The 24,446-nt window shown below is 66.4% G+C and carries 19 protein-coding genes and 5 pseudogenes; 13 read left to right on the forward strand and 11 right to left on the reverse strand.

Annotation, left to right across the window (positions count from 1 at the left end; all coding sequences use genetic code 11):
- Positions 1 to 23: 23 nt before the first annotated feature.
- On the forward strand, positions 24 to 4,328 hold the full coding sequence (locus ACZ66S_RS02210) for a caspase, EACC1-associated type (RefSeq protein ID WP_469899025.1): 4,305 nt from the start codon (positions 24 to 26) through the stop codon (positions 4,326 to 4,328).
- Between the two features lie 198 nt (positions 4,329 to 4,526).
- Here the strand turns inward: ACZ66S_RS02210 and ACZ66S_RS02215 are convergent.
- A pseudogene (locus ACZ66S_RS02215) lies at positions 4,527 to 4,787 on the reverse strand (transposase); the annotation flags it as partial.
- A gap of 225 nt (positions 4,788 to 5,012) precedes the next feature.
- Between ACZ66S_RS02215 and ACZ66S_RS02220 the strand changes: the two are divergent.
- Positions 5,013 to 5,846, forward strand: a complete 834-nt coding sequence (locus ACZ66S_RS02220) for a hypothetical protein (protein WP_469899026.1) — start codon at positions 5,013 to 5,015, stop codon at positions 5,844 to 5,846.
- Between the two features lie 434 nt (positions 5,847 to 6,280).
- The gene (locus ACZ66S_RS02225) at positions 6,281 to 6,442 is read left to right on the forward strand and encodes a hypothetical protein (protein ID WP_469899027.1); all 162 of its coding nucleotides are present in this window, start codon (positions 6,281 to 6,283) and stop codon (positions 6,440 to 6,442) included.
- 472 nt (positions 6,443 to 6,914) lie between these two features.
- On the opposite strand, the gene ACZ66S_RS02230 is transcribed toward ACZ66S_RS02225, so the two are convergent.
- The 4 genes from ACZ66S_RS02230 to ACZ66S_RS02245 form a co-directional block, all read right to left on the reverse strand.
- Entirely contained in the window at positions 6,915 to 7,412 is a 498-nt protein-coding gene (locus ACZ66S_RS02230; protein ID WP_469899029.1) for a hypothetical protein, read from the reverse strand.
- Positions 7,413 to 7,517: 105 nt separating this feature from the next.
- Positions 7,518 to 8,183: a hypothetical protein gene (locus tag ACZ66S_RS02235; RefSeq protein ID WP_398212913.1), complete on the reverse strand. Its 666-nt coding sequence runs from the start codon at positions 8,181 to 8,183 to the stop codon at positions 7,518 to 7,520.
- Positions 8,173 to 8,382, reverse strand: a complete 210-nt coding sequence (locus ACZ66S_RS02240) for a hypothetical protein (RefSeq protein ID WP_391317838.1) — start codon at positions 8,380 to 8,382, stop codon at positions 8,173 to 8,175. Before ACZ66S_RS02240 ends, ACZ66S_RS02235 begins: the two co-directional genes overlap by 11 nt.
- Positions 8,383 to 8,537: 155 nt before the next feature.
- Positions 8,538 to 9,071, reverse strand: a complete 534-nt coding sequence (locus ACZ66S_RS02245; RefSeq protein WP_469899030.1) for an NUDIX domain-containing protein — start codon at positions 9,069 to 9,071, stop codon at positions 8,538 to 8,540.
- 78 nt (positions 9,072 to 9,149) lie between these two features.
- Between ACZ66S_RS02245 and ACZ66S_RS02250 the strand changes: the two genes are divergently transcribed.
- The 4 genes and pseudogenes from ACZ66S_RS02250 to ACZ66S_RS02265 all read left to right on the forward strand — a co-directional run.
- The gene (locus tag ACZ66S_RS02250) at positions 9,150 to 9,509 is read left to right on the forward strand and encodes a transposase (protein WP_469899031.1); all 360 of its coding nucleotides are present in this window, start codon (positions 9,150 to 9,152) and stop codon (positions 9,507 to 9,509) included.
- A complete protein-coding gene (locus ACZ66S_RS02255; protein WP_469899032.1) occupies positions 9,445 to 9,963 on the forward strand; it encodes an IS3 family transposase in 519 nt (172 codons plus the stop codon). Before ACZ66S_RS02250 ends, ACZ66S_RS02255 begins: the two co-directional genes overlap by 65 nt.
- Positions 9,933 to 10,316: a transposase gene (locus ACZ66S_RS02260; protein ID WP_469899661.1), complete on the forward strand. Its 384-nt coding sequence runs from the start codon at positions 9,933 to 9,935 to the stop codon at positions 10,314 to 10,316. Before ACZ66S_RS02255 ends, ACZ66S_RS02260 begins: the two co-directional genes overlap by 31 nt.
- 292 nt (positions 10,317 to 10,608) lie before the next feature.
- Positions 10,609 to 10,713 (forward strand): annotated as a pseudogene (locus tag ACZ66S_RS02265) (IS5/IS1182 family transposase); the annotation flags it as partial.
- A 2-nt stretch (positions 10,714 to 10,715) separates the two neighbouring features.
- Here the strand turns inward: ACZ66S_RS02265 and ACZ66S_RS02270 are convergent.
- Positions 10,716 to 10,832 (reverse strand): annotated as a pseudogene (locus ACZ66S_RS02270) (IS5/IS1182 family transposase); the annotation flags it as partial.
- Positions 10,833 to 10,934: 102 nt separating this feature from the next.
- Between ACZ66S_RS02270 and ACZ66S_RS02275 the strand changes: the two are divergent.
- Positions 10,935 to 11,165, forward strand: a complete 231-nt coding sequence (locus tag ACZ66S_RS02275; protein ID WP_469899034.1) for a hypothetical protein — start codon at positions 10,935 to 10,937, stop codon at positions 11,163 to 11,165.
- 109 nt (positions 11,166 to 11,274) lie between these two features.
- Here the strand turns inward: ACZ66S_RS02275 and ACZ66S_RS02280 are convergent, their stop codons facing one another.
- The 3 genes from ACZ66S_RS02280 to ACZ66S_RS02290 form a co-directional block, all read right to left on the reverse strand.
- Positions 11,275 to 12,738 (reverse strand): UvrD-helicase domain-containing protein, encoded by a 1,464-nt coding sequence (locus ACZ66S_RS02280; protein ID WP_469899035.1) that lies wholly within the window; start codon positions 12,736 to 12,738, stop codon positions 11,275 to 11,277.
- A 212-nt stretch (positions 12,739 to 12,950) separates the two neighbouring features.
- The gene (locus tag ACZ66S_RS02285) at positions 12,951 to 13,880 is read right to left on the reverse strand and encodes a DUF6083 domain-containing protein (RefSeq protein WP_469899037.1); all 930 of its coding nucleotides are present in this window, start codon (positions 13,878 to 13,880) and stop codon (positions 12,951 to 12,953) included.
- Positions 13,881 to 13,989: 109 nt separating this feature from the next.
- The gene (locus ACZ66S_RS02290) at positions 13,990 to 14,253 is read right to left on the reverse strand and encodes a helix-turn-helix transcriptional regulator (RefSeq protein WP_469899038.1); all 264 of its coding nucleotides are present in this window, start codon (positions 14,251 to 14,253) and stop codon (positions 13,990 to 13,992) included.
- Between the two features lie 602 nt (positions 14,254 to 14,855).
- Between ACZ66S_RS02290 and ACZ66S_RS02295 the strand changes: the two genes are divergently transcribed.
- A complete protein-coding gene (locus ACZ66S_RS02295) occupies positions 14,856 to 15,419 on the forward strand; it encodes a hypothetical protein (protein ID WP_469899040.1) in 564 nt (187 codons plus the stop codon).
- Positions 15,420 to 15,636: 217 nt separating this feature from the next.
- Here the strand turns inward: ACZ66S_RS02295 and ACZ66S_RS02300 are convergent, their stop codons facing one another.
- Complete coding sequence (locus tag ACZ66S_RS02300; RefSeq protein ID WP_469899041.1) at positions 15,637 to 17,349, reverse strand: caspase family protein; 1,713 nt, start codon at positions 17,347 to 17,349, stop codon at positions 15,637 to 15,639.
- 79 nt (positions 17,350 to 17,428) lie between these two features.
- On the opposite strand from ACZ66S_RS02300, the gene ACZ66S_RS02305 reads away from it, so the two are divergent.
- Positions 17,429 to 17,851 carry an effector-associated constant component EACC1 gene (locus ACZ66S_RS02305; RefSeq protein ID WP_469899042.1) on the forward strand — a complete coding sequence of 141 codons (423 nt, stop codon included), beginning with the start codon at positions 17,429 to 17,431 and terminating at the stop codon, positions 17,849 to 17,851.
- A gap of 1,384 nt (positions 17,852 to 19,235) precedes the next feature.
- Here ACZ66S_RS02305 and ACZ66S_RS02310 read toward each other — a convergent pair.
- Positions 19,236 to 19,568 (reverse strand): annotated as a pseudogene (locus tag ACZ66S_RS02310) (helix-turn-helix domain-containing protein); the annotation flags it as partial.
- 151 nt (positions 19,569 to 19,719) lie between these two features.
- Between ACZ66S_RS02310 and ACZ66S_RS02315 the strand changes: the two are divergent.
- The 3 genes and pseudogenes from ACZ66S_RS02315 to ACZ66S_RS02325 all read left to right on the forward strand — a co-directional run.
- Positions 19,720 to 19,848 (forward strand): annotated as a pseudogene (locus ACZ66S_RS02315) (IS5/IS1182 family transposase); the annotation flags it as partial.
- Between the two features lie 228 nt (positions 19,849 to 20,076).
- A complete protein-coding gene (locus ACZ66S_RS02320) occupies positions 20,077 to 20,967 on the forward strand; it encodes an antibiotic ABC transporter ATP-binding protein (protein WP_469899043.1) in 891 nt (296 codons plus the stop codon).
- Between the two features lie 2 nt (positions 20,968 to 20,969).
- On the forward strand, positions 20,970 to 24,446 hold a 3,477-nt coding region (locus ACZ66S_RS02325), incomplete at its 3' end, for a caspase family protein (RefSeq protein WP_469899044.1).

The following is a 24,446-nucleotide window of genomic DNA, read 5'->3' on the forward strand; positions in this document are numbered from 1 at the left end:
TGCTGGCATTGTCCTCGCAAGGCGTGAAGGTCGTGCTGGTCGGCACAGGCAATCATGGGAGCGATTCCGCCCTTCCCAACGTAGACGCGGTTCGGACCTCAGTCACCGATCTCGCGCGTTGTCTCATGGAGCGTTGTGGTCTGTCACGGCAGAACCTGACGACGTTGGTCGATCCGGCGAATCCAGAGGTTCTGCACGCTGCGATCCGGGAGGCGGCAGCGCAGGCTGAGGACGCTCTAGTCCTCTACTACGTCGGACACGGCGTGCGGTCGCCCAGCGGCGAGCTTCATCTGGCAACCCAAGCGACGAAAGACCTCGCCAGAGGACGTGCCGCCACCCAAGCCCTGGCCGTATCCGAGATCAACGATGTGTTGCGGGGCTCGTGTCGTGCACGCAGGATTCTCGTCATCCTCGATTGTTGTTTCTCCGGCCTCGCACGGCTCCAGGCAGATGGCGACACCCTCCTGCTCACCTCCGCCACACGTTCCACCGTCGCGCTGGCTCCAGAGGGCGCCCGGCATACGCTGTTCACCGGGGCGCTGATTCAACTCCTGGATGAAGGCGACCCCCAGGGGCCGCCCCGCCTGACACTCGGGCGGGTGACCGAGCTCCTGCACCAGCGGCTGGCCGCTGCCGGGCAACCCCCGGTCATCCGCTACGAAGGCCTCGCCGGCCGAATGGCGTTGACTGTCAATCGCGCCTACAGCGCTCCCCCCGCCGCCCCCGTGGACGAACCTGCCGACGGGGACGAACAAGCAAGCCCGTACCTGGGACTATACGCGTACACAATCAACGACGAGGGCCTGTACTTCGGCCGTGAGCATCTCTCCCAGGAGCTGGTGCAGCTCGCCAGGACCCGCATGTCCCGGCGCGGTCCTGTGGTCGTAACCGGGGCTTCCGGCGCTGGAAAATCATCGCTGATCCATGCTGGGCTGCTACCCCGTATCGCCCGAGGTGAGCTCGGTGTCGCACGTGCGGCGACCTGGTCGCACATTTCCATCACACCAGGCGCAGATCCGTTGGGCGCACTTGCCCTCGGCGTCGCCAAGGGCGCACCCGAAGACGCCGAGGTAGCCCATGCGCTGCTTCGGAGCGACGACCCCAGCCGAGCACTTGATCAGCTCCCCCCGGGACGAGCGGTAGTGATCGTGGACCAGTTCGAGGAGCTCTTCAGACAGAACCCCGACCCCGACGTCCATGCCGCCTTCGCTAGGACACTCCTGGCGCTCGCGGTCTCCGGCAAGGCGCTGGTTCTCGTCGGGGTACGGTCGGACTTCTATGGACCATGTTTCGATCTGCCATCGCTCAAGGAAGCCGCCTCAGAGGCGCTGTTCGTCCATCCGATGACTCCCGACCAACTGCGTGCCGTCATCACCAAGCCTGCCGAGGCCTCCGGCCTGGTCGTCGACTCGGAACTGACCGATGTGATCCTGCGCGACTTGGACGCCCACCGTGTCGCCAGCCGCTCCACTGCAGCGTTGCCGCTGCTTTCCCACGCGTTGCTGGCCACGTGGCAGCGCCGCACCGGACGACGCCTGACGGTGGCTCACTACTTGGACGTCGGCCGCGTCGAAGGAGCCATCGCTACATCCGCGGAAGACCTCTACATTCGTCTGGACGAGAAGGGCCAGAGCGAGGCCCGGCGAATTCTGCTCGACCTGATCAACGTCACTGACGATATGCCGGGTGTCACCCGGCGCACGGCCGCGAGGGCCGATCTAACTCTTGACGGGCATGCGGCCACGGTGCTGGACGAGTTGACTAAGGCGCGACTGGTTACCACTGGACTGGAGACCGTGGCTGGCAAGGACACCGTCCAGCTCTCGCACGAAGCCCTGCTGGAGGCCTGGCCCCGCCTCGTCCAGTGGATCGACGAAGACCGTGAGGACCTTGTCCTCCGCCAGGGCCTACGGCGCAGTGCGGCCGCATGGATGACGGGCGAGCGGCGGGACGACTTCCTGCTTTATCAGGGGCCGCGCCTGGAAGCCGCGCAATCCTATGCCCTAAGGGGACTGCTCTCTGCTGATGAGCAAGCGTTTCTCGGCGCCAGCCGACGCAAGCAGCACCGAACCACGAGACTGCGCCGATCAGTCATCGCGGTACTGTCCGTACTTGTCCTGATCGCTTCTGGAACAGCTGTCGTCGCTCTCCAGCAGCGGGCCGCCGCGCGCGCCGAGCGTGATACAGCGATCTTCAACCGGTTTGAGGCCGAAGCCGACAAGTATCGGGGCGCGGACGTCTCGCTCGCCGCCCAACTCGATCTCGCTGCCTACCGCATGCGGCAAACCCCGGAGCTTCGCTCACGACTGATCATCGCAGCGAACGGCGTCCTGTCAAAGCCCCTATGGGGGCATAAGGGAAGCGTTTACTCGGTCGCCTACAGCCCTGACGGGCGCACCCTGGCCACTGCGGGCGAGGACTGGACGGTCCGGCTGTGGAATCTCAGCGATCCCGGTCGCCCCCAACCACTGGGGCCGCCGCTCACCGGACACCGCGGATGGATCCAGTCGCTGGCTTTCAGCCCGGACGGACGCACCCTAGCCAGCGCCAGCCTCGACAAGACGGTTCGGTTATGGAGCGTCGGCAATCCGGCTCATCCGACCCTCAGGGGGCAGCCCCTGGCCCTGGCCGACCGCACCGGTCCCGCGCTGGCTGTGGCCTTCAGTCCGGACGGACGCACCCTGGCCAGCGCCGGCCTCGACAAGACGGTTCAGCTGTGGAATGTCACCGATCCCGACCACACGACCCCGCTGGGCCGGCCGCTCGTAGGACACACCAAGGGCGTGTTCGCAGTGGCTTTCAGCCCAGACGGACGCACCCTAGCCAGTGCAGGAGGCGACTCGACGGTGCGCCTGTGGCGCGTCACCGCCCAGGCCCAGGCACAGGCGCTTGGACGGCCGTTGACGGGTCACAAGATGGCGGTGTACACGGTGGCGTTCAGCCCTGACGGGCGGACCCTGGCCAGCGCTGGCATCGACCAAACCATCCATCTGTGGGACCTCCATGATCCCGCCCACCCCACCCCGATGGGAGCACAGCTGGTCGGCCACACCGGTACCGTGCACGCAGTTGCCTTTAGCGGAGACGGGCACCTGCTGGCCAGCGCCGGGATGGACAATACGGTGCGACTGTGGAACATCACCGACCGCGCCAACCCCTCGGCGCTCGAGCATCCCCTGGGCGGCCACACCGGTATGGTCATGGCTGTGGCGTTCAGCCCTGACGGGCGCACCCTGGCCAGCGGCGGACGCGATGGCAGTGCACGGGTGTGGAATCGCCCGGGCACACTCCTGACTGGCCACAGCGGAATCGCCTTCTCCGTCGCCTTCAGTCCTGACGGACGCATGCTTGCCAGTGCAGGAGGCGACAAGACGGTACGGCTGTGGAACGTCACCGATCCGGACCGGCCCCTTCCGTTGGAGCCGCCTTTGGCTAGCGCCGACGGATTGGTCTTCTCCGTCGCCTTCAGTCCTGACGGACGCATGCTTGCCAGCGCGGGAGACGACAAGACGGTACGGCTGTGGAACGTCACCGATCCGTACCGACCCCTTCCGTTTGGGGCACCTCTGACGGGCCATACAGGCGCGGTGAGCGAACTGGCTTTCACACCGAATGGCCGGGTCCTGGCCAGCGGGGGAGAGGACCATGCAGTGCGATTGTGGGACGTAACCGACCCTGTGCACCCAACTACGCTGGGCGGTCCCCTGCGGCCCGACTCCTCACCAATCAACCACGTGGCGTTCAGTCCCGACGGACGCATCTTGGCGACTGCCAGCGAGAGGGTGATTCGCCTGTGGAACGTCAGGGATCCGGCTCGTCCGAGACCTTTGGGGTCCCCGCTGACCGGCCACGTCCAAACGGTCTCCACGGTGTTGTTCAGCCCCGACGGGCGCACCCTGGCCAGCACGGGGGCCGACCAGACGGTGCGATTGTGGGACCTCACGGATCCGGCCCGGGCCACAGCGCTGGGGCAGCCGCTGTTCCCTGGTCATATCGGTCCGATCCACACCATGGCGTTCAGCCCTGACGGGCGCACCCTCGCCAGCGGAGGAGCGGACGCCTCGGTGAGGCTGTGGAATGTCAGCGACCGCAACCACCCAGCACCCTGGGGGCGCCCCCTGGCAGGCCACACCCGCACCGTCAAGTCCATTCAGTTCAGCCCTGACAGCAAGACGCTTATCAGCGCGAGCCTTGACGGGACAATCAAGGCATGGCCACTCAGCACCGAGAAGGCCGTGGAACGCATCTGTGCGACTACGCAGACACTCAATCCTTCCCAATGGGAGTTCTACCTCCCTGAAGTCCCGTACCGTGCCCCTTGCCCCTGACCGACTGTTACGCCGCACGGCGTGATGGCCCGTGGCCCTCTTGGAATCTGGCTCTGGCCGTAGCTCCGTGAATTCCCAGGTCAGCAGCACGAACGCTGGATCGTTTCGGCAGCATACTTCCTGCCGTGGCGAGCAAGACGGTTGAGGATGTGCTGTTTCCCGGGATCGATGTGCGGGTGGAGGGGGTGAGCGACTCCTCTGGCAGCCGATCAGAGCTACGGCTATGCCGACGAAGGCTAGGAAGTGCTCGGCTTTGCGTTCGTAGCGTCGGTGCAGGCGTCTGCAGCCGGCTAGCCAGGACACGGTCCGCTCGACCACCCAGCGGTGATGGCCCAAACGCGTATAGGACTCGATGCCTTTGCGAGCGATGCGGTGGCGGATGCCCCGCTGGCTGAGCCTTCGGCGCAGGTGGTCGTAGTCGTAGCCCTTGTCGGCGTGGAGTTTGGCCGGGCGCCGGCGGCGCGGAACGGCGTCTTAAGGTCGTCAGTTGACCTTGTGTGCCGCCGCTGCAGGGGCGGGTATGCTGCCGCCAGGCGGCCACGACCGCCAACCGCTGAAGGGGTCTTCCGCTCACGCCGGGGTCCTCGTTGGTAGGCCAAGCCGTCCTTCGACGCATCGTGCACCTGAACCTGCCTGCCTTCAGAGCGGCGTGTGCGTGGGACGCGCCGCTGTACGGAGTCAGACATGCCTACGACCGGTCCCAGGAAGTCGCGGAAGCGCACGCGGGAGATCCGAGAGCAGAGCCGGGTCACCGGCACGCGGTTCACCGAGGCGATGCGGGCGAACGACCGTACCCGAGCTGACGGCCAGCAGTTGCCCCAGCGCGTTACCCTCACCCGCACCCTGCTGCTGCCACTCCCGCAGGACGCCCTCGCCGGCCTGTTTGAACTGGCCGGGCTGCTCCTGAGGCTCCGAAACGTCCTGGTCCTGGACCATGATGGGGAGCTAATGGATGTCATGGGACTCGAAGGGGTGCCGATCCCCAGCGCGCCGATCGAGGACGTCGAAGACGCGTACTACCGAGTGCGCGACGCGCTGCCCGAGGGGACGGAGGAGTTCGCAGAAGGCAGGGTGGAGGAGTACCCACCCACGCCCAACGTGCTGCTGCTGATCGGGCCCGACGGTGGGAACGTGGTGCACCTGACCACTATTGAGGTGGCGGAAGCGGACCTCGCACTCCTCGCCGAGTTCGCCGACGCACTCGACCGCGCGGCCGGCCCGCGTCCCGGCGGGGAGTTCGAAGCGCTCACGCAGGCGCTGGGCGAGATCGGGCGAGTGCCCTACTACCCGTGGATGCCCGAGGGGGACGAGGCCACCGTCGCCCGCTGGGCGCGGCAGTCACTGTCGCCGGTCCTGCACTCTCCCTTCGAGGGCCCGCGCGGCGCCGCCGACTACGAGGCGCTGTCCAACGTGCTGCGGTACGCCGAGGGCTGGGAGAGTGTCGAAGTGGACCAGGACGAGGAACAGGCGGCCGAGCGCGTGGCGTGGAACATGGTGCGCGCGGCGCTGGGAATCTGACGGGTCGTCTAGGCCAGGAGTGCGAGTCGCTACGGCGTCCTTCGCCGCGTCCTCAAGCTGGCGCTAGTCGGCCTTGCTGGGGAAGGTGAGCAGGGGTCCGAAGTCAACGCCCCGGGCCGGTTGGGTGTTCTCCGCCGGGTGGGGCACTGGCCAGACTCCAAACGTCGCCCTTGTGTGGCCCGAGCTGGTCGTTGAGATCGGCGTCGACGTCGCCCGCAACCGGCAGCCCTCGACCCGCCGAACGAGAAGGTGTCCGACGAGGAGGTAGAGCGCGCACTCGCCCTCATGGAGTCGATGAGCCGCGACGACCTCGACAGCCCGAGTTCAAGGACACCTACACCGACGCCCTCGCGAAAATCATCGAGGCCAAGCGGGAAGACCGCGAGCTCCCCGAGGCGCCGGGGCCCGAGAAACCAGCCCAGGTCCTCGACCTCATGGCCGCGCTCAACGAGTCGGTCGAGAAGGCCGCCAGGACCTCTCGAGGTGAAGACGCCGACGTATACGCATTGCCGAAGAAGGCCGCGGCCAAGAAGGCGGCGAGGAAGCAGCCGGCCAAGAAGACTGGGGCGAAGAAGGCGTCGGGGCGTAGACAGTAGGTCGGTCGGTGGCACCGATCCAGGCTCCCGTCGCTGTGCAGCCGGAGGCCTCGCCGTCCTCGCGCACGAGGGAAGGCGTGGCCGCTGGGGCGATAGACCGTCTGATCCTCGGTGTCCTCCCCGTGGGAGTGGATCCATGCACCGATTAGACGGTCCGCCAAACCGGTCACGTCGGGTCGGTCCAGAAGGCGCCGTCGAAAGTTCGCCGTGCCTGATCCCGCGCCGTGGTCTGCTCGTCGCCTCTGGTCTTTTAGTCACCCTCGCCGTACTCGCCGGCCTTGCCATCGGCTGCCGCACCATCCTCGCCTGCTGGCTCGGCCTCACCGCCATCCGCACCGCACGCCCCGAAGACCTCACCAGCGTCCTCAAAGCCCTCGCCCAACTCGTCACCGCAACCATCCGACTCTGGCGATAGGCAAGCCCCGCACCGGAATTTCCCGGTGCGGGGCCTCGTTGCATACCCGAGCACGCGTCACCCAGAAGAGAGTTCGCTAATGCGGTCGCTGACCGCAGTCAGGTGACGGATGCCGATGTCCATCTCGGACGCCATCAGATCGAAGTCGTCCTGACTGTCGCTCACAGCGCCATTCGAGCAAGCCGTGGCAGACGCGGCGAAGTGCTTGAGGGCGAGCTTCCAGCTGTTGTTAGCCGTCTCATCAGGGATGGGATCTTGAAGCTCCGCGGTTTCGACATGCGCAGCGAGGTCAGCGCACGACTCACGAAGACCAACAAGGTCAACAGGATGCGAAGCCTTATCGACGGCGGCCAGATCCTTGGAGAGGGTGTCGAGAGTTTCACTGCCGCCACTGTCACGCCATTCGATCAACTGATCGGTCACACCTGAAGTAGCGCTGGCGGACTCGCTGCTCGCTGCTGGCGTGGGCTTGGCCTTGGTGTCGGTCTCGCCGCCGCAGCCGGCGACAGCCAGGCAGGCAGCGGTGAACAGGACGGTGATGGCGGCGTGACGCATGATCCCCCTGAGGAAGTTCGTGCGCCGGATCGTAACCGCCAACATCGCGACGGCGGGACCGAACAGGGCAGACCCCGCCCGCTTGGGTGGGGTCTTCTACCCTGCTCACGTGCCTGCGTCTTCGAGACTCTTCAGGTACTCCTTCACGACGTCAGGGTTGCGCCGCATCATCGCCAGTAGTTGGCTGCGCCGATAGCGCTGGCGGCCCTCCTCGACGCGCTCTTCCCATCCGTCGCGGCCGTCAGCCAGCCGCTCGGTGATCAGGAACTCAATGGCGTCCTCGATGCAGGGCCGGAACCGTTTGCCGCCCACAGGAATGTGCAGCTTGTCCAGCGATCGCTTCTGGTCGCTGTTCTTGTTGAGCGCCTCCAGCGCAGGCGAGAAGCCGTAGACCTGCACGTGAGCGCTCGTGTAGTGCTCCTTCTCGCGCTCATAGTCCCAATGAAGCAGGCAGGTCTCCAGCGACTCATCAGCGAAGATCCCGCAATACGAGGAGTGCACCGTCAGGAACTCGCCCTCATCGTCCAGGCGGACCTGAAACGACAGGTTCATCCACGACCGCGGCTTCTTGTTGTCGATGCGGAGCGGGAACGCGATCGGCTGCGTGGGATTCGTGGCGGACAGGCCGTGGCCAAGGGTGAAGACGGGACCGACAGCGGAACGCGGGCGCAGCACGGCCGCAATGCGGACATGCTGAGTGATCGTCCCGTTGAGGGTGTCCTGTAACTCTTTGGCGAATCTTCTGGCCTGACCTGCAAGGTCAGAGGTCAACCGTGCCGCCGATCGACACCCACAGAGCATGAGCCTTCGATGAAGTGAAGTCGCCCCGTTCGGCCTGCTCGCGCAGCTCGGCATAGCTGATGCCGAGTTCGTCGAGCGATCGCTGTGCCGCGGCCTTGTAGTCGTCGTCGGACACGACGATCACGTAGTCGTCCTCGTGATCGGAAAGTGCCCTCTCGTCGATCGTCACACTCATCGTCTACCCCCCAGACGGTTGTTGCCCGCTGCGTGACACCCGCAGCATTGCGTACTCAACCGATTGCCGATAGCTACATGCCCCGGATGGCTGATCTTTTACCAACCTGCCAGCGAGCCATCGCAAACAAGTCCGAAACAGAACACGTATCACGCCAATGTGACGTTCACGCAAACCCGCAAGAGGACGTGGGCACGGGTCGCAGTCAAGGCCGGGCCAGAAGCCCACCCAGCCACCCCTGCACTGGCCCGTACAGCCCGCCCGGGATCAGCCCCGGGATCTCCGCAGCAACCGCCCAGCGCACCTCCGCAACCTCCCGCAGGCTGGCCGCATGCGCCGTACCGTCCAGCAGTCGGCACGCCACGTAGACAACCCGCCAGCCCCGGCGCCGGATGCATCCGCGAGCCGAGGGCGACCGGCGGCGCCACCCGGACACCCGCCTCTTCGTAGGCCTCCCGGGCCGCGGCCTCCGACGTGGACTCGCCCCGGTCGGCCTTGCCGCTCGGGAGCGTCCACAACAGGGCGCCCTCCGGCGAGGCGCGGCGGATCAGGAGGAGACGGCCGGCATGGACGATCGCTGCGCCGGCGACCAACCCATTTCCCACCGTCGCAGCCTCAACTCCACCTCTGAAATCGGGAATCGCCGCATGCCACGAAGACTGCACGGACATCATGCCGAGCATGAACCCTGGGCTTGATCCGCTTTGACGGACATCCGAGATCAGAGGTTCTGCCCCGGGAGGATGTCCATCATGGAGAGCATGGGGAAGAAGAAGCCACGCCCTCGCCGCTCGTTCACGCCGGAGTTCAAGGCCGAGATCGTCGAGCTGTGCTGGCGCGGTGACCGCTCGGTCGGCCAGATCGCCAGGGACTTCGACCTGACCGAGACGGCGGTGCGGCTGTGGGTCAGCCAGGCCGAAGTCGACGCAGACGAACGCGACGGACTGACCAGCAGCGAACGCGAGGAACTGGCCGCACTGCGGCGGGAAGACCGCCGGCCGCGCGAGTTCGTCGAGTTCTCAAGCGAGCGACGGCTTTCTTCGCAAAGGAGACCCGGTGACGGTTCACCCGTTCATCGAGGCGGAAAAGCATGGCGGTCACAGCGTCAAGCGTGCGTGTGAACTGCTGCAGGTCTCCCGAACCGCCTTCTACGCCCGCCGCACCGCCAAGCCGGGGCCGCGGGCGGTCCGGGACACCGAGCGGACCGAGAAGATCAGGGAAGTCCATGAGCGGTCCCGTGGAACCTACGGGGTCCCGCGGGTCCACGCCGCCCTGCAACGACAGGGCGAGGACTGTGGACGGCGCCGCATCGCCAGACTGATGCGCGACGCCGGGCTGCAAGGCCACCACCGCAGGCGACGGCGGCTGACGACCATCCCTGACCCGCGGGCCGCCGCCCGGCCCGACCTCGTCGCCCGCAACTTCGCTCCCGACCTGGACGGCCTCGACACCCGCTGGTGCGGTGACATCACCTACGTTGCCACCGACGAGGGCTGGCTCTATCTGGCCACCGTCATCGACATCGCCTCCCGCCGCGTGGTCGGCTGGGCGACGGCCGACCACTTGCGGACCTAACTGGTCGCCGACGCCCTCACGCGGCCTGCCGCGAGCGTCGCCCCGCGCGGCCGGTGATCTTTCACTCCGATCGCGGCTGTCAGTACACCAGTCAGCAATTCGCCACGCTGGCAAGGGAGTTCGGCGTCCGTCTGTCCGTCGGCCGCACCGGGCAGTGCTGGGACAACGCGCTCGCCGAGTCGTTCTTCGCCACCATCAAACGGGAGTTGCTCGACACGAGACCCTGGCCCAGCCGGGCCGCGGCCCGCACCGCATTCTTCGACTTCATCGAAGGCTGGTACAACTTGCACCGACTGCACAGCAGCCTCGGCTACCGCAGTCCCGCCGAATACGAGACCGCGCTCGCAGCCTGACCACCACACCGATGATGTCCGTCAAAGCGGAACAAGCTCACCCCGCAAGCTTCGTCGACTGGATCGAGTCACGCGACCTGCCCCGCCACCGCACTCACAGTCGCGACTGCCGGCCTCATTGCCGTCCTCGCCTGGGGCTGCCTGGACCGGACCAAGCCCGACGCGGCTAACGAGGACGCAGTCAAAGCCCACACCAGGCGCCGCCGCATCCGCTTCACTGTGGCCGGGACAGCCGGCACGATCGCCTTCATCGTGCTCCTCGTCTGGGGCCCCTGGTGGATCGAAGGCCACGGGCCTACTCGTCCCGCAGGTCGACCGCAGCGTGGCCGCCTCTAGCAGGAACTATGGCTACTCGACGAACCTGCAGGTCGTCATCGACGCCAACAGTCGCCTGGTGTGGGTGGGCACCAGGGTGCCGTCGACGATGCAGACGGTGTCTTTGCGCTGTCGGCGGGCCAGCGAGATAGCCAGCAAGGGCGCCAGGTGAGCGAGGATGCGGTCGGCCGCGCGCTTGGCGGCTGTGCCGGTTCCGCCGAGGGGTTATCCACAGGCCCGCCCACGTCTGACCGTCGGCCCCTACGGTGTTGGCTTCGCTGATCACGAACACGGGGGTGCGCAATGCCGTACGACGTGGACCTGGCGGTCCGAGTGCAGGACGCGCTGGATGAGCTGCCGCCGGAAGGGCGGAAGGAGGTGATGGAGACGATCGCCGCAGCACTCGCGCGGCCATGCGCGTGGCCGGAACCCGGCGGGTGGCACGCGGCGGTTGCCTTCGGACCACACTCCTGGGTGTGGTTCACCGCGTTTCTCGGCGGCATCGAGGTGATCGATGTGGGCTGGGCGGGGTGACAACGGCCGTGCTCCGCAGAGGTGAGCGGTCCCGACCGCCGCCTGTCGGGGTTGGCCGCGCCATGTGCGCACGGTCCGGGCACGGCTTGCCGGTAGCAGACCACAGGAGTCATCCGCTCGCCATCGGTCGGTCCGCTTCGCTCCAGGCCAGACTGCCGAGATCGAGCCGGTGACGAGCACGGGTGACGGCGACGTAGGCGAGCCGGGCGTTCGCGTCGCTCACCTTCTCTGGTGCCAGCGCGGCGCCTGCGTCGGACGGGCCTTCTTTCGGCGAAAAGAAATCGCTTCCGATCCTGACGGTTGGCCATTCGCGGCCTTTGGCCTTGTGGGCAGTGGAGACGGTGACGTCGGCGTGCGTCTCGTCGGTGAGTTCCGCCACGGCAGCGAGGATGGCGTCAGGACCGTGGGTGTCGACGAGGTCGATAAAGGGCTGCAAGTCGGCGCCGCCCGGGTCGTAGGCCGCGTAGTCCTGCAGGGCGCCCCAGGACGGGAAGAGAACGAGCTCGGGGTGATGGGTGCGGCGGCCTTCCTTGAGGTCGCGAGCAGCGTAGGCGAGTTGGGCCAGCTGCTGCCCTCCCCGGGTGAGAGCGACGTGGTGCCCGTCGCCGAGTAGGCGCATGACCTCTGTCATCGCACCGATATTGGTCCGGCACAGCACGGCATCAGGGCGGTCAACACCGCCGACCTCGGCGGGAATGCTGGTGGTACCGGTCAGGCGGATGGGGGCGTCGGCAAGAGCAAGCCATCGGTTGGCCTCTTCGGCGATCTGCGGGCCAAACCGGAACGAACGGGTGAGGGTCAGCTGCTCGGCGTCGAAGTCGGTCATCACGTCCCTCGCACCCCGCCATCCGTAGATGGCCTGGGCCGAGTCCCCGACCATGACGAGCTGTGCGTGGTCGCGTTGCGCGGTGAACACCTGTTCCAGAACCGGGTTGGTGTCCTGGGCCTCGTCTAGGAAGAGGAAGTCGGCTTCGAGGCGTGGTCCGCTCAGCGCCCACATCTTGAGGTAGTGGTCGTGCTCGAATCGGACCACGCCGTGATCGGTGCTCTGCAGGTCTGCCCAGGCCTTGGCCGCGAAGGGAAGCACAAGGGCAGCGAACTGCTGGTGATCGGCGGGCGAGTCGAGGCCGCGAAGGCGCGGCACGTGATGGCGTGCCAGCGCATCGTCGGCGGAGTGGCAGAAGCGGGTGACAGTGCGCAGTACGTTGTGCGACAGGGTCCTTTGACTGATCTCGTGGTCGGCGATCCGTACGGGCCGGAGAAGTCCGAGGGCCTGGCCCGTTCTCCATGCTGGCTGGCGGGGGCTATTGAGACGGCTGGTGTATCGGTGGCCGATCGCAGCGAAGGCGGTGGCATGAGCGGTGCGGCACTGCACCGTGGACGGGAAGCGGGCCGCGGCATCGCGCGCGATGTCTTTGTTGAAGGCCAGGTAGCGGCCATGGCGGTTCGTGCCATTGGCAAGTAGGCACAGCGTGCTGGTCTTCCCGGTGCCGGCTCCGGCCTGCAGCGCGAGGTGCTGGCCGGAGCGGAAAGAGTCTGCCGCATGGGTCTGTTCGTGAGTGGGCGTGTGCAACAGGGGCTCCGTAGACGAAGGCGGCACAAAGGAGGTACAGCTGCCTCCTGACTGTCGGGGCAATGACGGTCCGTTGAGTAAGGCGGACGCCCCCGCAGAAGGCGGCCAGCCACGCAGGCCAGAGCCTCCAATGGAGCGGTCTCTGAGAAAGGGCTGCGGCTGCGTACCTAGAGGGTCATGTCGTTCGCAGATATCCACCGCGTAGTGACGCATCACTGCAGGGTCCGCCTTGGTGCGTGAGCGCCATGTCCGGGGCGACGTCTGTGAATGGGCAAGCGGGCGTAAATGTGCTCGTGGTGACGGAGCGGGTCGAAGGGCTCCCAGTCGGGGACGGCGAGATCACCAGCCGTGGGGGCGGCGGCGTGCTGTGGACAGCGCTGAGCACGCCAACGCAACTGCTCCTGATACGAGAGCGCGGACAGGCTGTAGATCACCATGACGTCGGAGGGCAGGGCGAGTTGGCCGTGCGCTGCGCCGACAGGCATCAAAGCCCAGGTGCCGCTAGGAGTGTCTGGGTTGAGCAGAGTGGCGGTGCAGCGGTGACGTCGCCGGGTCTGGGCGACGCACCGGATTTCGTCGACAGGATGGGACGCCAGATAGCGGACGTATAGCAGTTGCACGATGGGGCGGGCTGGGCGGCAGTCATTTGCTGGCGGAGCGGCAGGCGGGGCCAGAACTCCGGCATTTAGCAGTCGACGCGTGCGAACAGCGAGGGATCGGCGCAGCCCCGCCAGCTGGGGTGCCAAGGCCGGCGCCGGGCGAGCCGGGCACAGCACGGCGTGCGGCAGCCGGCACCAGCCACTGCCGTCACCTGCCGGATGAGCGACGCCTGAACTGACGTGCCAGCGGTAGTCCTCCGGCACGTAAGCCACGGGCAACTCTCGCGGATGGAGCCGGATCAGGCGCTCGTTGCCGCGCACGTACCACTCGACCGCATTGCCGCACTCGCGGCAGGAGTCGTTCTGAGCACAGCGCAGAAGTCGGCTGACACCAGCGGGGTCGACGTGCAGAAACCGTCGCTGAAAGCGCTGAGGGGCATTCACGTAGCTGCCGTCCCAGCGCCGCGCAGAAGGATGAGGTGAGGGGCGCATGCACGGGAAGGTGCCAGCCAACACGCCGCCCGGGTAGCGTCCGGGCCGCATGTTCCCCCAGTCAGCCCCTACCAGGGCGACAGCAGTGCGAACAGTTGATCATGCATTCGAGCGACGTTACCGGTTCGAGTGATTCGCGACAGCTGCACCAGGGCCGGTATCAGCGGTCAAAATTCCCGGGCAGGTCGTGCTCGCGGCACAGCGTGCTGAAGAGCTCATCCAACCGTGCGTCCAGGGCATGAGCGAGGGCGTGCCATGTCTTCAAGGACCCGATGGTGCGCCCCTGCTCGATCTCAATCACGGTGCGCCTGGCCAGGCCGCTGCGGGCCGCGAGCTCGTCATAGCTCCACCCGCGGGCCGCCCGCAGACGCGCCAACTCCAGGCGCAGCGCGTTGAGGTCCGGATCGGGCGGCAAGATCGTCACCCAACCATCCGACGGTGCAGATACCTGCCCTGTCAGTGCAGACCTCTGCCCTATTTTTCGAGGTGACCATGGCAGCGAAAGGGCAGAGGTCTGCACTACGGTGTCGGCCGTCCCGCCGTACGGCGCGGTATCAGGAAGGAGGACACGCGCCCATGAGGCTGCGCATAATGTGCCCTGCGTCGCCCCGGGCCTGGACGGTGGAACTTAGGCACCAGACCGGCGCGCTCGTCCTCGTCTGCCAGCAGTGCCCTCAAGGCGGTCGCCAGGTAACGGCAACGGCCGCGCGATCGGCGGCCCTTGCCCACCTCGCCCGCCATGCCCGTGGTGATCTTCGAGCGCCTCACCTAAGGACCTGCCAGTGCCAGGAGCGCGGATGCCGCTGGCACCCCCGTCACCGCGGATGCGCCGGGCCCGTCCGCCTGCTCCTGGCCTGCGAGCGTGGCGGCCGGGTATGGCGCCTCGCCGACGCCTGCAGCGCCTGCGCTGCAGCAACGAGCCAGGCGGCCGTCGTGCCGGACACCCTACTGGCCAGGCAGCCCTACCCGCCTTCTCTGCGGCCGCGCCGCACCCGGTCACCCAAGGGACCGGGCGAGCACATCCGCGTGGGCGAAATCCTCAGCTACCTAGCTGTGGCCCTGCCCGCTGCCACCTCTGCCGAGGCGCGGCTGCTCGCCCTTCAGTGCGCGCTGCGGATGAACGCGCAAATGCAGATCGCGTTCCCCGCAGGCATGCTGAGCAGTCTCTGCATCGACACAGCTCAGGCTTGCCGCGAGCTGGAACGGGCTCGATGGCTGAGCGTTGTCGACAGCCCCGGAGCTGCCGGAATCACCGCAGAACTTCGCGATGCCGCCCTGCTTACCCAGGCGCCCGCGCGGCCCGATCGACGACGCGCGGCCGACTGGGCACTGCGCCACGGGTGCCCCGCCCGGATGGGGGCTGCGGAGCCCCAGCTGCAGCTACTGGGCGTCTACCTCTGTGCCCACAGCGATCCGTCCTCAGGGTACGGACTGCGCGAATGCGACCGGGTTATGCGTGACTGCGGCATGCTCGATCAAGGGCTTTCCGCTGCCCTGAACCGCCTGGCGGAGAGCGGCGTTCTCCAGGGATGGCAGATCTGCCCGGGTTTGGAGGAGGTGCACTGGACTCTTACGCAGGGGCAACGATGAGGGTTCCGACCCGTACGGCCCGAGACCGCGAGACGTCTCCGAGGACAAGGGCTGGGCGAGCGCATCGCTGTGCCGAGGTGGTCCGACACGATAGAAGCGCCGGCGAGCTCGGTATGCCTTGATCAACCTGACGTGTCCGGCTTTCTTACCGATGTACTGGGATGGCGAACCTGGGCACCTCGGTCTGCTTCAAGAACGAGTGCGGCCGGGCGACGTTTCAGCGCGATGAAACGGCCTGCCGGAAGAGGCGTATCGGGCCGATCGTCCCACTGCCCAGTCGACCTATGGGCGCTCCCAGGGGAAGAACAACACCATCACCGAGTGCACAGCCGAATAGGGCCAGTCCTATCCCTAGTGCGCTGACGCCAGGCAGAATTCCCGCCTGCAGCGAGAAGATTAAAATCGGCAGGAGATTGGAGAGTGCGGCCAAGGTGAGGCTCCTGCGTGAAAGTCTGAAGAACCACGTGAAAAGCATCACCACAAAGGAAATCATCTGCAAGGCGATCACGACGCTGAAGTCGTTCGCGCTGCCGTATCCGAGCTCCGCTCGTGGAGTGAAGACACCAGCCAGGACGAGTGCTGAGGCCGCGAGGTATGATGCGTCACCGTAACCGATTCTGCTGATGCAGACTGTTCCGAAGATCGCTCCGCAGAGAGAAATTGCCAGCGAGTACGGAATGATCGGCAAATCCTCACTGATAAGAGCGACGAAGACCGGCACGGCGAACAGGAAGGCGATTATGTCGCGCGCGCCGCGTACGCGGCGAGCATACGGACGGCTGAGCATTTCGATAAATTCTCTGCGAGACTCCGCCCGCCGGGCATACTTCCCTGCGACGACGAGCTCCATTATGGACGCCATAGCCAGTATTGTAGAAAATGTAAGCAGCACTGCACAATACAGCAGGAATAGATCCGGATCCATGAGTGCTTCTTTATACACGAGTTCGTATTCGTCGTAATTCGGATAGAGCAGGCTCTCCTCGCTGACAGCCATCCCCACTGCCAACAACGCGATCACCACGGACAGAACGAGGTGCATCAGACCCAGGCTGATGTCTCCGTAGGAGTAGTCCTTCCGGTGTCGTGCGGTGAGATTAGCCAGGTGGGCGCCAAGGGTGAGTCGTTCCGCATCCGGTTTTCCCGGGATGGTTGCAACCGTGCGGTCTACCTGCTGCCCCTTTGGGTCCAAGTACTGCTGGCTTGCCTGCACGGGGCGAGCACGCTTCGAGATGGCCAAGTCGCCGGATCCGTCGAACTTGTACTTCGGAAGGGGGTGCCGACCCGAAAGTCGGGTGTTCATGTGCCCAACCACCTCGGCCAGGCTGACGTCCCCCAAACCGTCGGAGCCGCCTGACCCCGCCTCAAGCGCGTCCGCCAGGGCCTGTGTGAAGGGGCTGGCTGTTCCTGGAGATTCCGCGTCGGCAGCCACGTCGACCGCACCGGATGCGGTGATGACGTATCTCCCCTTCCCCGCGAGGGAATCTGGGCTGACCTGAGCCCTACCTTTGAAAGCCCCGCTGTGACAGCAGTCGAGAACAACGACGACCGTGCTGGCCCGCGTCTTCTTCATGATCTTACTTAGCAAGTCCGTCGAAACCCCGGTGGAGACCATCCTGTTCTGTACCGAGTCCCTGCCGCAGAGAAAAAGTTCCTGCTGCTCTCGGATCCCGTGCCCGCTGTAGTAGAAGAGCAGAGTGTCCCCCGCGTTCCCCTTGGCGAAAAAGTCGTCGGCCAGCTCCATGATTTCTTTTGAGGAACGTTCGAAAAATACATCCACGTCTTCGGAGCGGAATTTTCCTGTTCGTGAATTTGTGAGCGATGACCAGAGGATCAACCCGTCTTTCCGCGGTCCCTCCAGTCGGGGAAAGCGGGACGGGTCATCAGGGAAGACAGAGTTGCAGATCACCAATGCGCGGTACACCGCCACCCCCGTTCCGCTATGTTGCCCTCAGGCAACGTGTAGATCGCCCGTATCGTACTCGGCGATCTACTTAGGGGAGGTTGGGATGACGGAATCGGTGAAGATCAGAATCCTGACGGAGGTCGTCGGGCTGGCAGCGGACCATCCGGTCACGCAGGAGGCGCTCGACGAGTTCGCGAGCGACGCCCAGGAGGTGCCGGGCCTCTCCGTGCAGGAGGGAGGCGTACCCGCCTCGGGCGAGAAGGGTGGTGTCTCGGAACTCATCCTGGCACCTGGAGCGCCGTCTGCTGCCTGGGCCGTGGTCAAACTCATCGAACTCTGGCTGCGGCGCGACCGCTCGCGCTCCATGACCATCACAATCCAGCGTGAAGACGGCGACCCGCTCACGGTGAACGTCTCAGGTGAACACATCTCGACTCAGGCACTGGAGACGGGCATCGCCAAAGCCTTCGGGGACGCCGAGGACGCACCAAAGGCCACAGAGGCCGACGAAGCGGCCGAGACGTAGACAAGCCCAGCGACACAGAGGCGGCGGGGGTTTGCAGCGTCGGCCACCCTCGCGGGTGACGATGGGCATCGTGACCCCATTACTGTAACGCTGTGCCTCGGGTGGGATGGGCGTGCCCCTGACGGCATCGGTGCACAGGTTGAGGGTTCAGCCAGCAGCCCAAGATCATTCTTGCCCAATTGGGCAACCCGTGCGGATGAGATCTGGGCACGCGCGGCCGCTTTCCGATCGCCCAGAACGCGCATGGGTCACCGTGAGTCAAAGCCTGTCTTCCAACTGCCGTCATCCGTGCAAAGCGGGGCGCAGCGGCGAGCGTGCCGAACGGAGGGGAGCAGGCGGGATGCTGAGACGGGCTCTCGCGGTGCCGCTGCCGCTCTCTTTCAGTGCGCGGCTGTTGCGCTCTAACCTCAGCCCATGAATTGGTTGGCAGCCTGTGGTCTGGGCGTGGCAGGCGGAGCAACGATGGAGGCACTCGCTGTCATCAAGTCTGTCAAGTGGCATCAGCAGATGCCGTGGAACGTTCCGCCGGAGGGCGAGCGCCCGCTGCCACCCAGGGCTGAGGTCGCCCCGGGCGAAGAGCGGACGCCACCTCCGGGGTGGCGGGCGTACTGCGTCGCCAGCGCACTCACCCTCTTGGTTAGCGGGGCGCTGCCCGCCGTCATCGTGGCGAGTTACCCAGAAGCCATATCCCCGATCGTGGCCTACTTCCTTGGTATCGGCGCGCTCTCAGTTGTGGAGCAAGTGACCGCGTTCATTCCCTTGGCCGTGACAAACGCCGTTGGCGCCGCATTGGGGGCAGTCCCGGGGGCGAGCGGGAATCCGTCAGGCGGAGCCAGCGTTGACACTCAGCAGGAGACCAATCCATCGGGGAGCGCGTCATGATCGCCGCAGAGTCGTTCCTGGGACGGGTGTTGGCTGTGGTTTCCAAACGTGCCCCCGGCTTCAGACCCCCCTATCCAGCCGCCCACCCCTATCCTGAGGGTGAGGGAGCAGGCACCCGCGGTGTGGCGGAGCTGAAACGGGCACGTGGCACAACGCATCCGTCCGTTGGGACGGACGCACCTGCCCCGGGCGTTCGGCGAGGGGCGGTTGGAGCGCGGCGACGCTGCCCATCGTGCGGCCAAATGCAGCAGTTCCGGCCCCTGACGAGCAGCGAGAGCGACTACTTGCGCGGCCAAGGCGTGAGAGACGCGAGCGCCTACATGCGCTGCACGTCTCCAGGATGCCTAGCCTTCGGCACCGCGATGCAAACGCGACCAGCAGGCCCAAGCTCGCTGCCACCGCCCCCCTCCTGATCGGTAGCGCCGGCCCTTCCTCTTCGTTCACGAGAAGAGGAGGACGGCTGTCCTTGGCGGAGGGAGGAATCATCCAGGTCGGACAACTTCCGGGCGATCAGCACCCTGATCCGGGCCAGGGTCCACCGCTGGTCCTCCCAGCCATGCACGGCGGGCCCCAACGCCAACTCTTGCTCCAACTCGACGAACTGCCCGTCGGACAGCTTGGGCAGTTTCGGCGGTCCCGCGGACGCCAGCGCGTCCAAACCGCCCTCCCGCCAGGCACGACGCCAGCGCTCCACCGACCGCTCACTGACCCGCAGATCCCTCGCGATCACCGCAGTTCTCTCACCACGAGCGAACCGCTCGCCCGCCTCGTACCGGATCCGCTCCCGAAACCGCCGCCGCTCCGCGGTCAGCCCACCACCCTGCGCGTACCGCATACCACCGGCCTACCGCAGGGATCACCACCCGTCACCACCCCCAAAAGGTCAGTAGTTAGGCCGTGCGGCAGGTCGAGTGCTGCCGGATAGGCGACCAACCAGGCTTGGTTTCGTAGTCGCGGGCCAGGCGCCGGTGCAGCATGAGCCAGCCGTGGACCGCGGCAAGCCGGATTCCAAGATGCACATCTTGTCGGACGCGAACGGACTGCCCCTCCTCGTCGGCGTCTCGGCTGGCAACACGCACGACAGCGAAGGGCGGAAGCCCATGGTCGGGGGTCACTAAACGAGACACGACCCCGATCGCGGCCGGTTCTTCAGGCCCCAGCGGCTGCATGCGGCGCTCCACTGGCCACCTCGGTTGCCTTGCCCGCATGCCAGCAGAGAAACACGGTAGGTACTGGAACCCGGCAGCTCGTCGAATGTAGCGGTGAGGCGTTGATTCGCCTGCGATGGGCTGAATGCGCGGTTAGCCTGGATGGCTCGGGGATCGCGTTCGGGGGTGAGTGGCATGGCGCGAGTCGTGCTAGTGCACGGGATCGGCCAGCAGTACGAGGGACCGGAGTTGCTCTCACTGCGGCTGGGGACCGCGCTGCGTGACGGTGTGCGCCTGGCGTCGGGGATACGGCTGACGCAGGACGATGTGACGTGTGCTTTCTACGGGGACGTGTTTGTCGAGCCTGGTACGCGATCTGACGAGCTGCCGCCCTGGAATGAGCACGATGTTGAGAAGGGGCTTGAAGCGGACCTTCTTGGCGCGTGGTGGCAGCAGGCTGCGGCGATCGATGAAGGTGTTCCTCCCGTCGAGGAGGAAGACACGCGCGGGGCGGTGGGGTTCGGTGCCTCGCGGCTGCTGTTGTCGCAGCGAGTGCGGGCAGCCTTGGACGCGCTGTCCAGCGCACGGTTCTTCAAGCCGGTGACGGAGCGGATGTTGATCGGTGAGTTGAAGCAGGTGCGCCGCTATCTGGACGAGCCGCCTGTCTGGCAGGCGGCTCGCGCCGCGGTGGCAGCGGATATTCAGGCTGATACCAGGGTCGTAGTGGCGCATTCGCTGGGGTCCGTGGTTGCGTACGAGACGCTGTGTGAGCACCCTGAGTGGCCGGTGACGGACCTGGTGACGGTGGGCTCGCCGCTGGGCCTGCCGGTGATCTTCCGCCGTCTTAGCCCTCTGCCAGCAGAGGGCCGTGGCGCGTGGCCGGGGAGCGTAGTGCGGTGGACGAACATCGCGGACCCCGGCGACATCGTCGCCCTCGTGAAAACCCTGGCACCTTGCTTCGCGCCCGGGCCTGCCGGAGCGGTTGCCGACCGGACGATTACCAACGGGGTGCAGATGCATGATCTCCAGCGGTACCTGACGGCGCCAAAGACCGCGTCGGCGATTGCCGTGGGACTGCAGGGGTAGCGATGGTGTCTACACCGCAGCCGTCCCAGTCTCACCATCTGGGCCGGGGGGAGGGGCGACGCTTCCTGATCACTGCCGGGGTGGAGACACACCAACACCCGGGAATCACTGATTTGGCTGGTGCGGGGCGGGACGCCGAGCGGATGCGCGAGCTGCTGGAGCCCATGGGCTACACCCATGTGCTTCCCGGCCTCGTCCTCAACCCGACACGGGCCATGCTCGCCGAGGGTATCGAGAACTGGGCGGAAGAAGCGCTGCTGGGCCCACAGGACATCGTGGTGGTGTACTTCGCCGGCCACGGCTTCCGAGCCGCTGACCGTCATTACCTCCAGTGCACCGACAGCCAGCCCGGCCGCCGTGCACGGGCCCTAGCTGCTGAAGACCTGGCGCGCCCGCTGGTGATGAGCGAGGTCGGGCACTTGCTGGTCATGCTGGATACCTGCTACGCCGCGGCCGGCACGCAGGACATCAACAGGCTGGCCGGTGAACTCGCCCACCTCCACCGGGAGCGGGCGAACCGCTGGCACTTGGCGGCCGCACGAGCCAAGGATCGCGCCAAGGACAATGCATTCGTGGATGCGCTCACCGATGCGTTCACCAACCCCCGGCACGGCGTCACCCAGCAGTTCATGAGCGTGCGGGAAGTCACCGAACGCGTCAACGAGTATTTCGCCCAGCACCGGCGGCTCCAGCAGGCCCGTCTGACCACGTCAGAGACCGACGGCCAGGACCCCTTCTTTCCCAGCCGCATCTTCATCCCTGGCCTGCCCACCGACGGCATCGACCTCGCCGCCCTGGCCCAATTGCGCCGCCGTCACGCGGGGTTCTTCGGTCCACGCAGCCGGGGCGTGGAGCATGTTGGCGAGCGCGGCGACTACTTCATAGGCCGTACACGCGCGCTGCAGGAACTTACGGCCTTCCTCACCACAGCCGACGCTGAGCACGACCGCAAGGCCCGCGTTGTCACCGGAAAGCCCGGCTCAGGCAAGTCGGCCTTGCTGGGGCGTCTGCTGACGTGCAGCGACCATACCCAGCCTGAACCAACAGCGTCCCTCTCTGCCGGGCTGCACAGCGCATCATCAGCGACCGCAGGCCGTCCTCCGCTGCCGGTGATTCCCCTGCATGCGCGCCGCGTGCCATTGGAAGATCTGGTGGCCGACCTTGCCGCGGCTCTGGGCCTGCCCGCCGAAGCAGGGCGGGACGACATCCTGACCGCCTTGGCAGCACGGACCGACCCGGTGGCTGTCGTAGTCGATTCTCTGGATGAGGCCGGGATCGCCGGCGATGCCGGTGAGAGCCTGCGCGTCGCCCGTGAACTCCTCCAGCCCTTGTCCGTAATGCCGTCCGTACGGCTCGTGATCGGTACCCGATCCCCTCAAATTCGAGCCCTCGGCCACGCCGTCCTGGTCATCGACCTAGACGAGCCGGTCTACCTCACCGCCGGTGACATCGTCGCCTATGCCCAAGCCCTCCTTGAAGACGCCGAGGATCCCCACTCCCGCTCTCCGTACCGGGGCCTGCAAGACCTGGCGGCCACTGTTGCCGCCGGCATCGCCCGGCGCGCAGGTTCGTCCTTCCTGGTGGCCCGGATGACCGCACGCGCTCTCGTCCACGGCCAGATCCGCATCGACACCAGCCGGTCCGGCTGGCGCGAACGCCTGCCCAGTGACGCCGGGGAGGCGTTCGCAGCCTACCTCGACCGCTTCGGCACGCAGCGCCCCAAAGTTGAACGGCTCCTGCGCCCGCTCGCATACGCCCAGGGCACCGGTCTGCCCTGGTCCACTCTCTGGGCGCCACTCGCCGAAGCCCTCTCGGGCGTGCCCTGTTCCAACGACGATCTCGACTGGCTCCACGCCCATGCCGGCGCCTACATCACTGAAACCTGCTCACCGCACGGATCCACCTACCGGCTCTTCCACGAGACAATGGCCGAACACTTGCGCCGCCCCGCTCGAGCAGCCGACGACCAAGCCCTCATCGCCCTCACACTCGCTCGCCTGGTCTCTACCGATCCAGTAACCGAACTCACCGACTGGCCCGCGGCTCACCCCTACATCCGCCACCACGTCGCCACCCACGCCGCCGCCGGCGACATTCTCAACGGCTTCGTGCGTGACGCCGAGTACCTCGTCCACGCTCACCCCCCACATCTCCTAAACGCGTTCGCCTTGCACACTCCGGCCATGCAAACGGCGGATTCCCGCCTTGCCGCCGCGGTCTACCGCGCCTCAGCCAACATCCACATCACGCTCCCCCCCGACCAGCGCCGCGACATCCTCGCGATCGATGCCGCCCGCTACCAACAACCTCACCTTGCCTCCCGCTTGTCCCGCACCCGCCCCTGGACGCCCCGCTGGGCAACCGGCACCCTCGTTAACCCCGCTCACCACGCCACCCTCACCGGCCACACCGACTGGGTGGGTGCGGTGGCGATAACGCAGATCGAGGACCGCCCGCACGCCGTCACCACCAGCTCCGACCACACGGTGCGGGTGTGGGACCTGGAAGCGGGCACCAATAGGGCCACCCTCACCGGCCACACCGACCAGGTGAATGCGGTAGCGATAGCACAGATCGAGGACCGCCCGCACGCCGTCACCACCAGCTCCGACCACACGGTGCGGGTGTGGGACCTGGAGGCTGGGACTGAACGCGCCGTTCTCACCGGCCACACCGACCAATTGAATGCGGTAGCGATAGCACAGATCGAGGACCGCCCGCACGCCGTCACCACCAGCTCCGACCACACGGTGCGGGTGTGGGACCTGGAAGCGGGCACCAATAGGGCCACCCTCACCGGCCACACCGACCAGGTGAATGCGGTAGCGATAGCACAGATCGAAGGCCGCCCGCATGCCATCACGAGAGGCCTCGAGAGCAGGGTGCGAGTGTGGGACCTGGAGGCTGGGACCGAACGGGCCACCCTCACCGGCCATACCAGCCTGGTATTCGCGATTGCTATAACGCAGATCGAGGGCCGCCCGCATGCTGTCACCACCAGCAACGACCGCACGGTGCGGGTGTGGGACCTGGAGGCTGGGACTGAACGTGCCACTCTCACCGGCCACACCGACCAGGTGATTAGGCTGGCGGTGACGCAGATCGAGGGCCGCCCGCATGCTGTCACCACCAGCCACGACCACACGGTGCGGGTGTGGGACCTGGAGGCTGGGACCAAACGCTCCACCCTCACCGGCAACATCGGCCAGGTGAATGCGGTGGCGATAACGCAGATAGAGGGCCGCCCGCATGCCCTCATCGGCGTCGACCACACGGTGCGGGTGTGGGACTGGGAGGCTGGGACTGAACGCGCCGCTCTCACCGGTCACACCGGCCAGGTGAATGCGGTGGCGATAACGCAGATCGAAGGCCGCCCGCATGCTGTCACCACCAGCTCCGACCACACGGTGCGGGTGTGGGACTTGGAGGCTGGGACAGAACGAGCCGCCCCCACCGGGCACATCGACTGGGTGAATGCG

The sequence above is a fragment of the Streptomyces sp. NPDC107471 genome, from assembly GCF_055582845.1.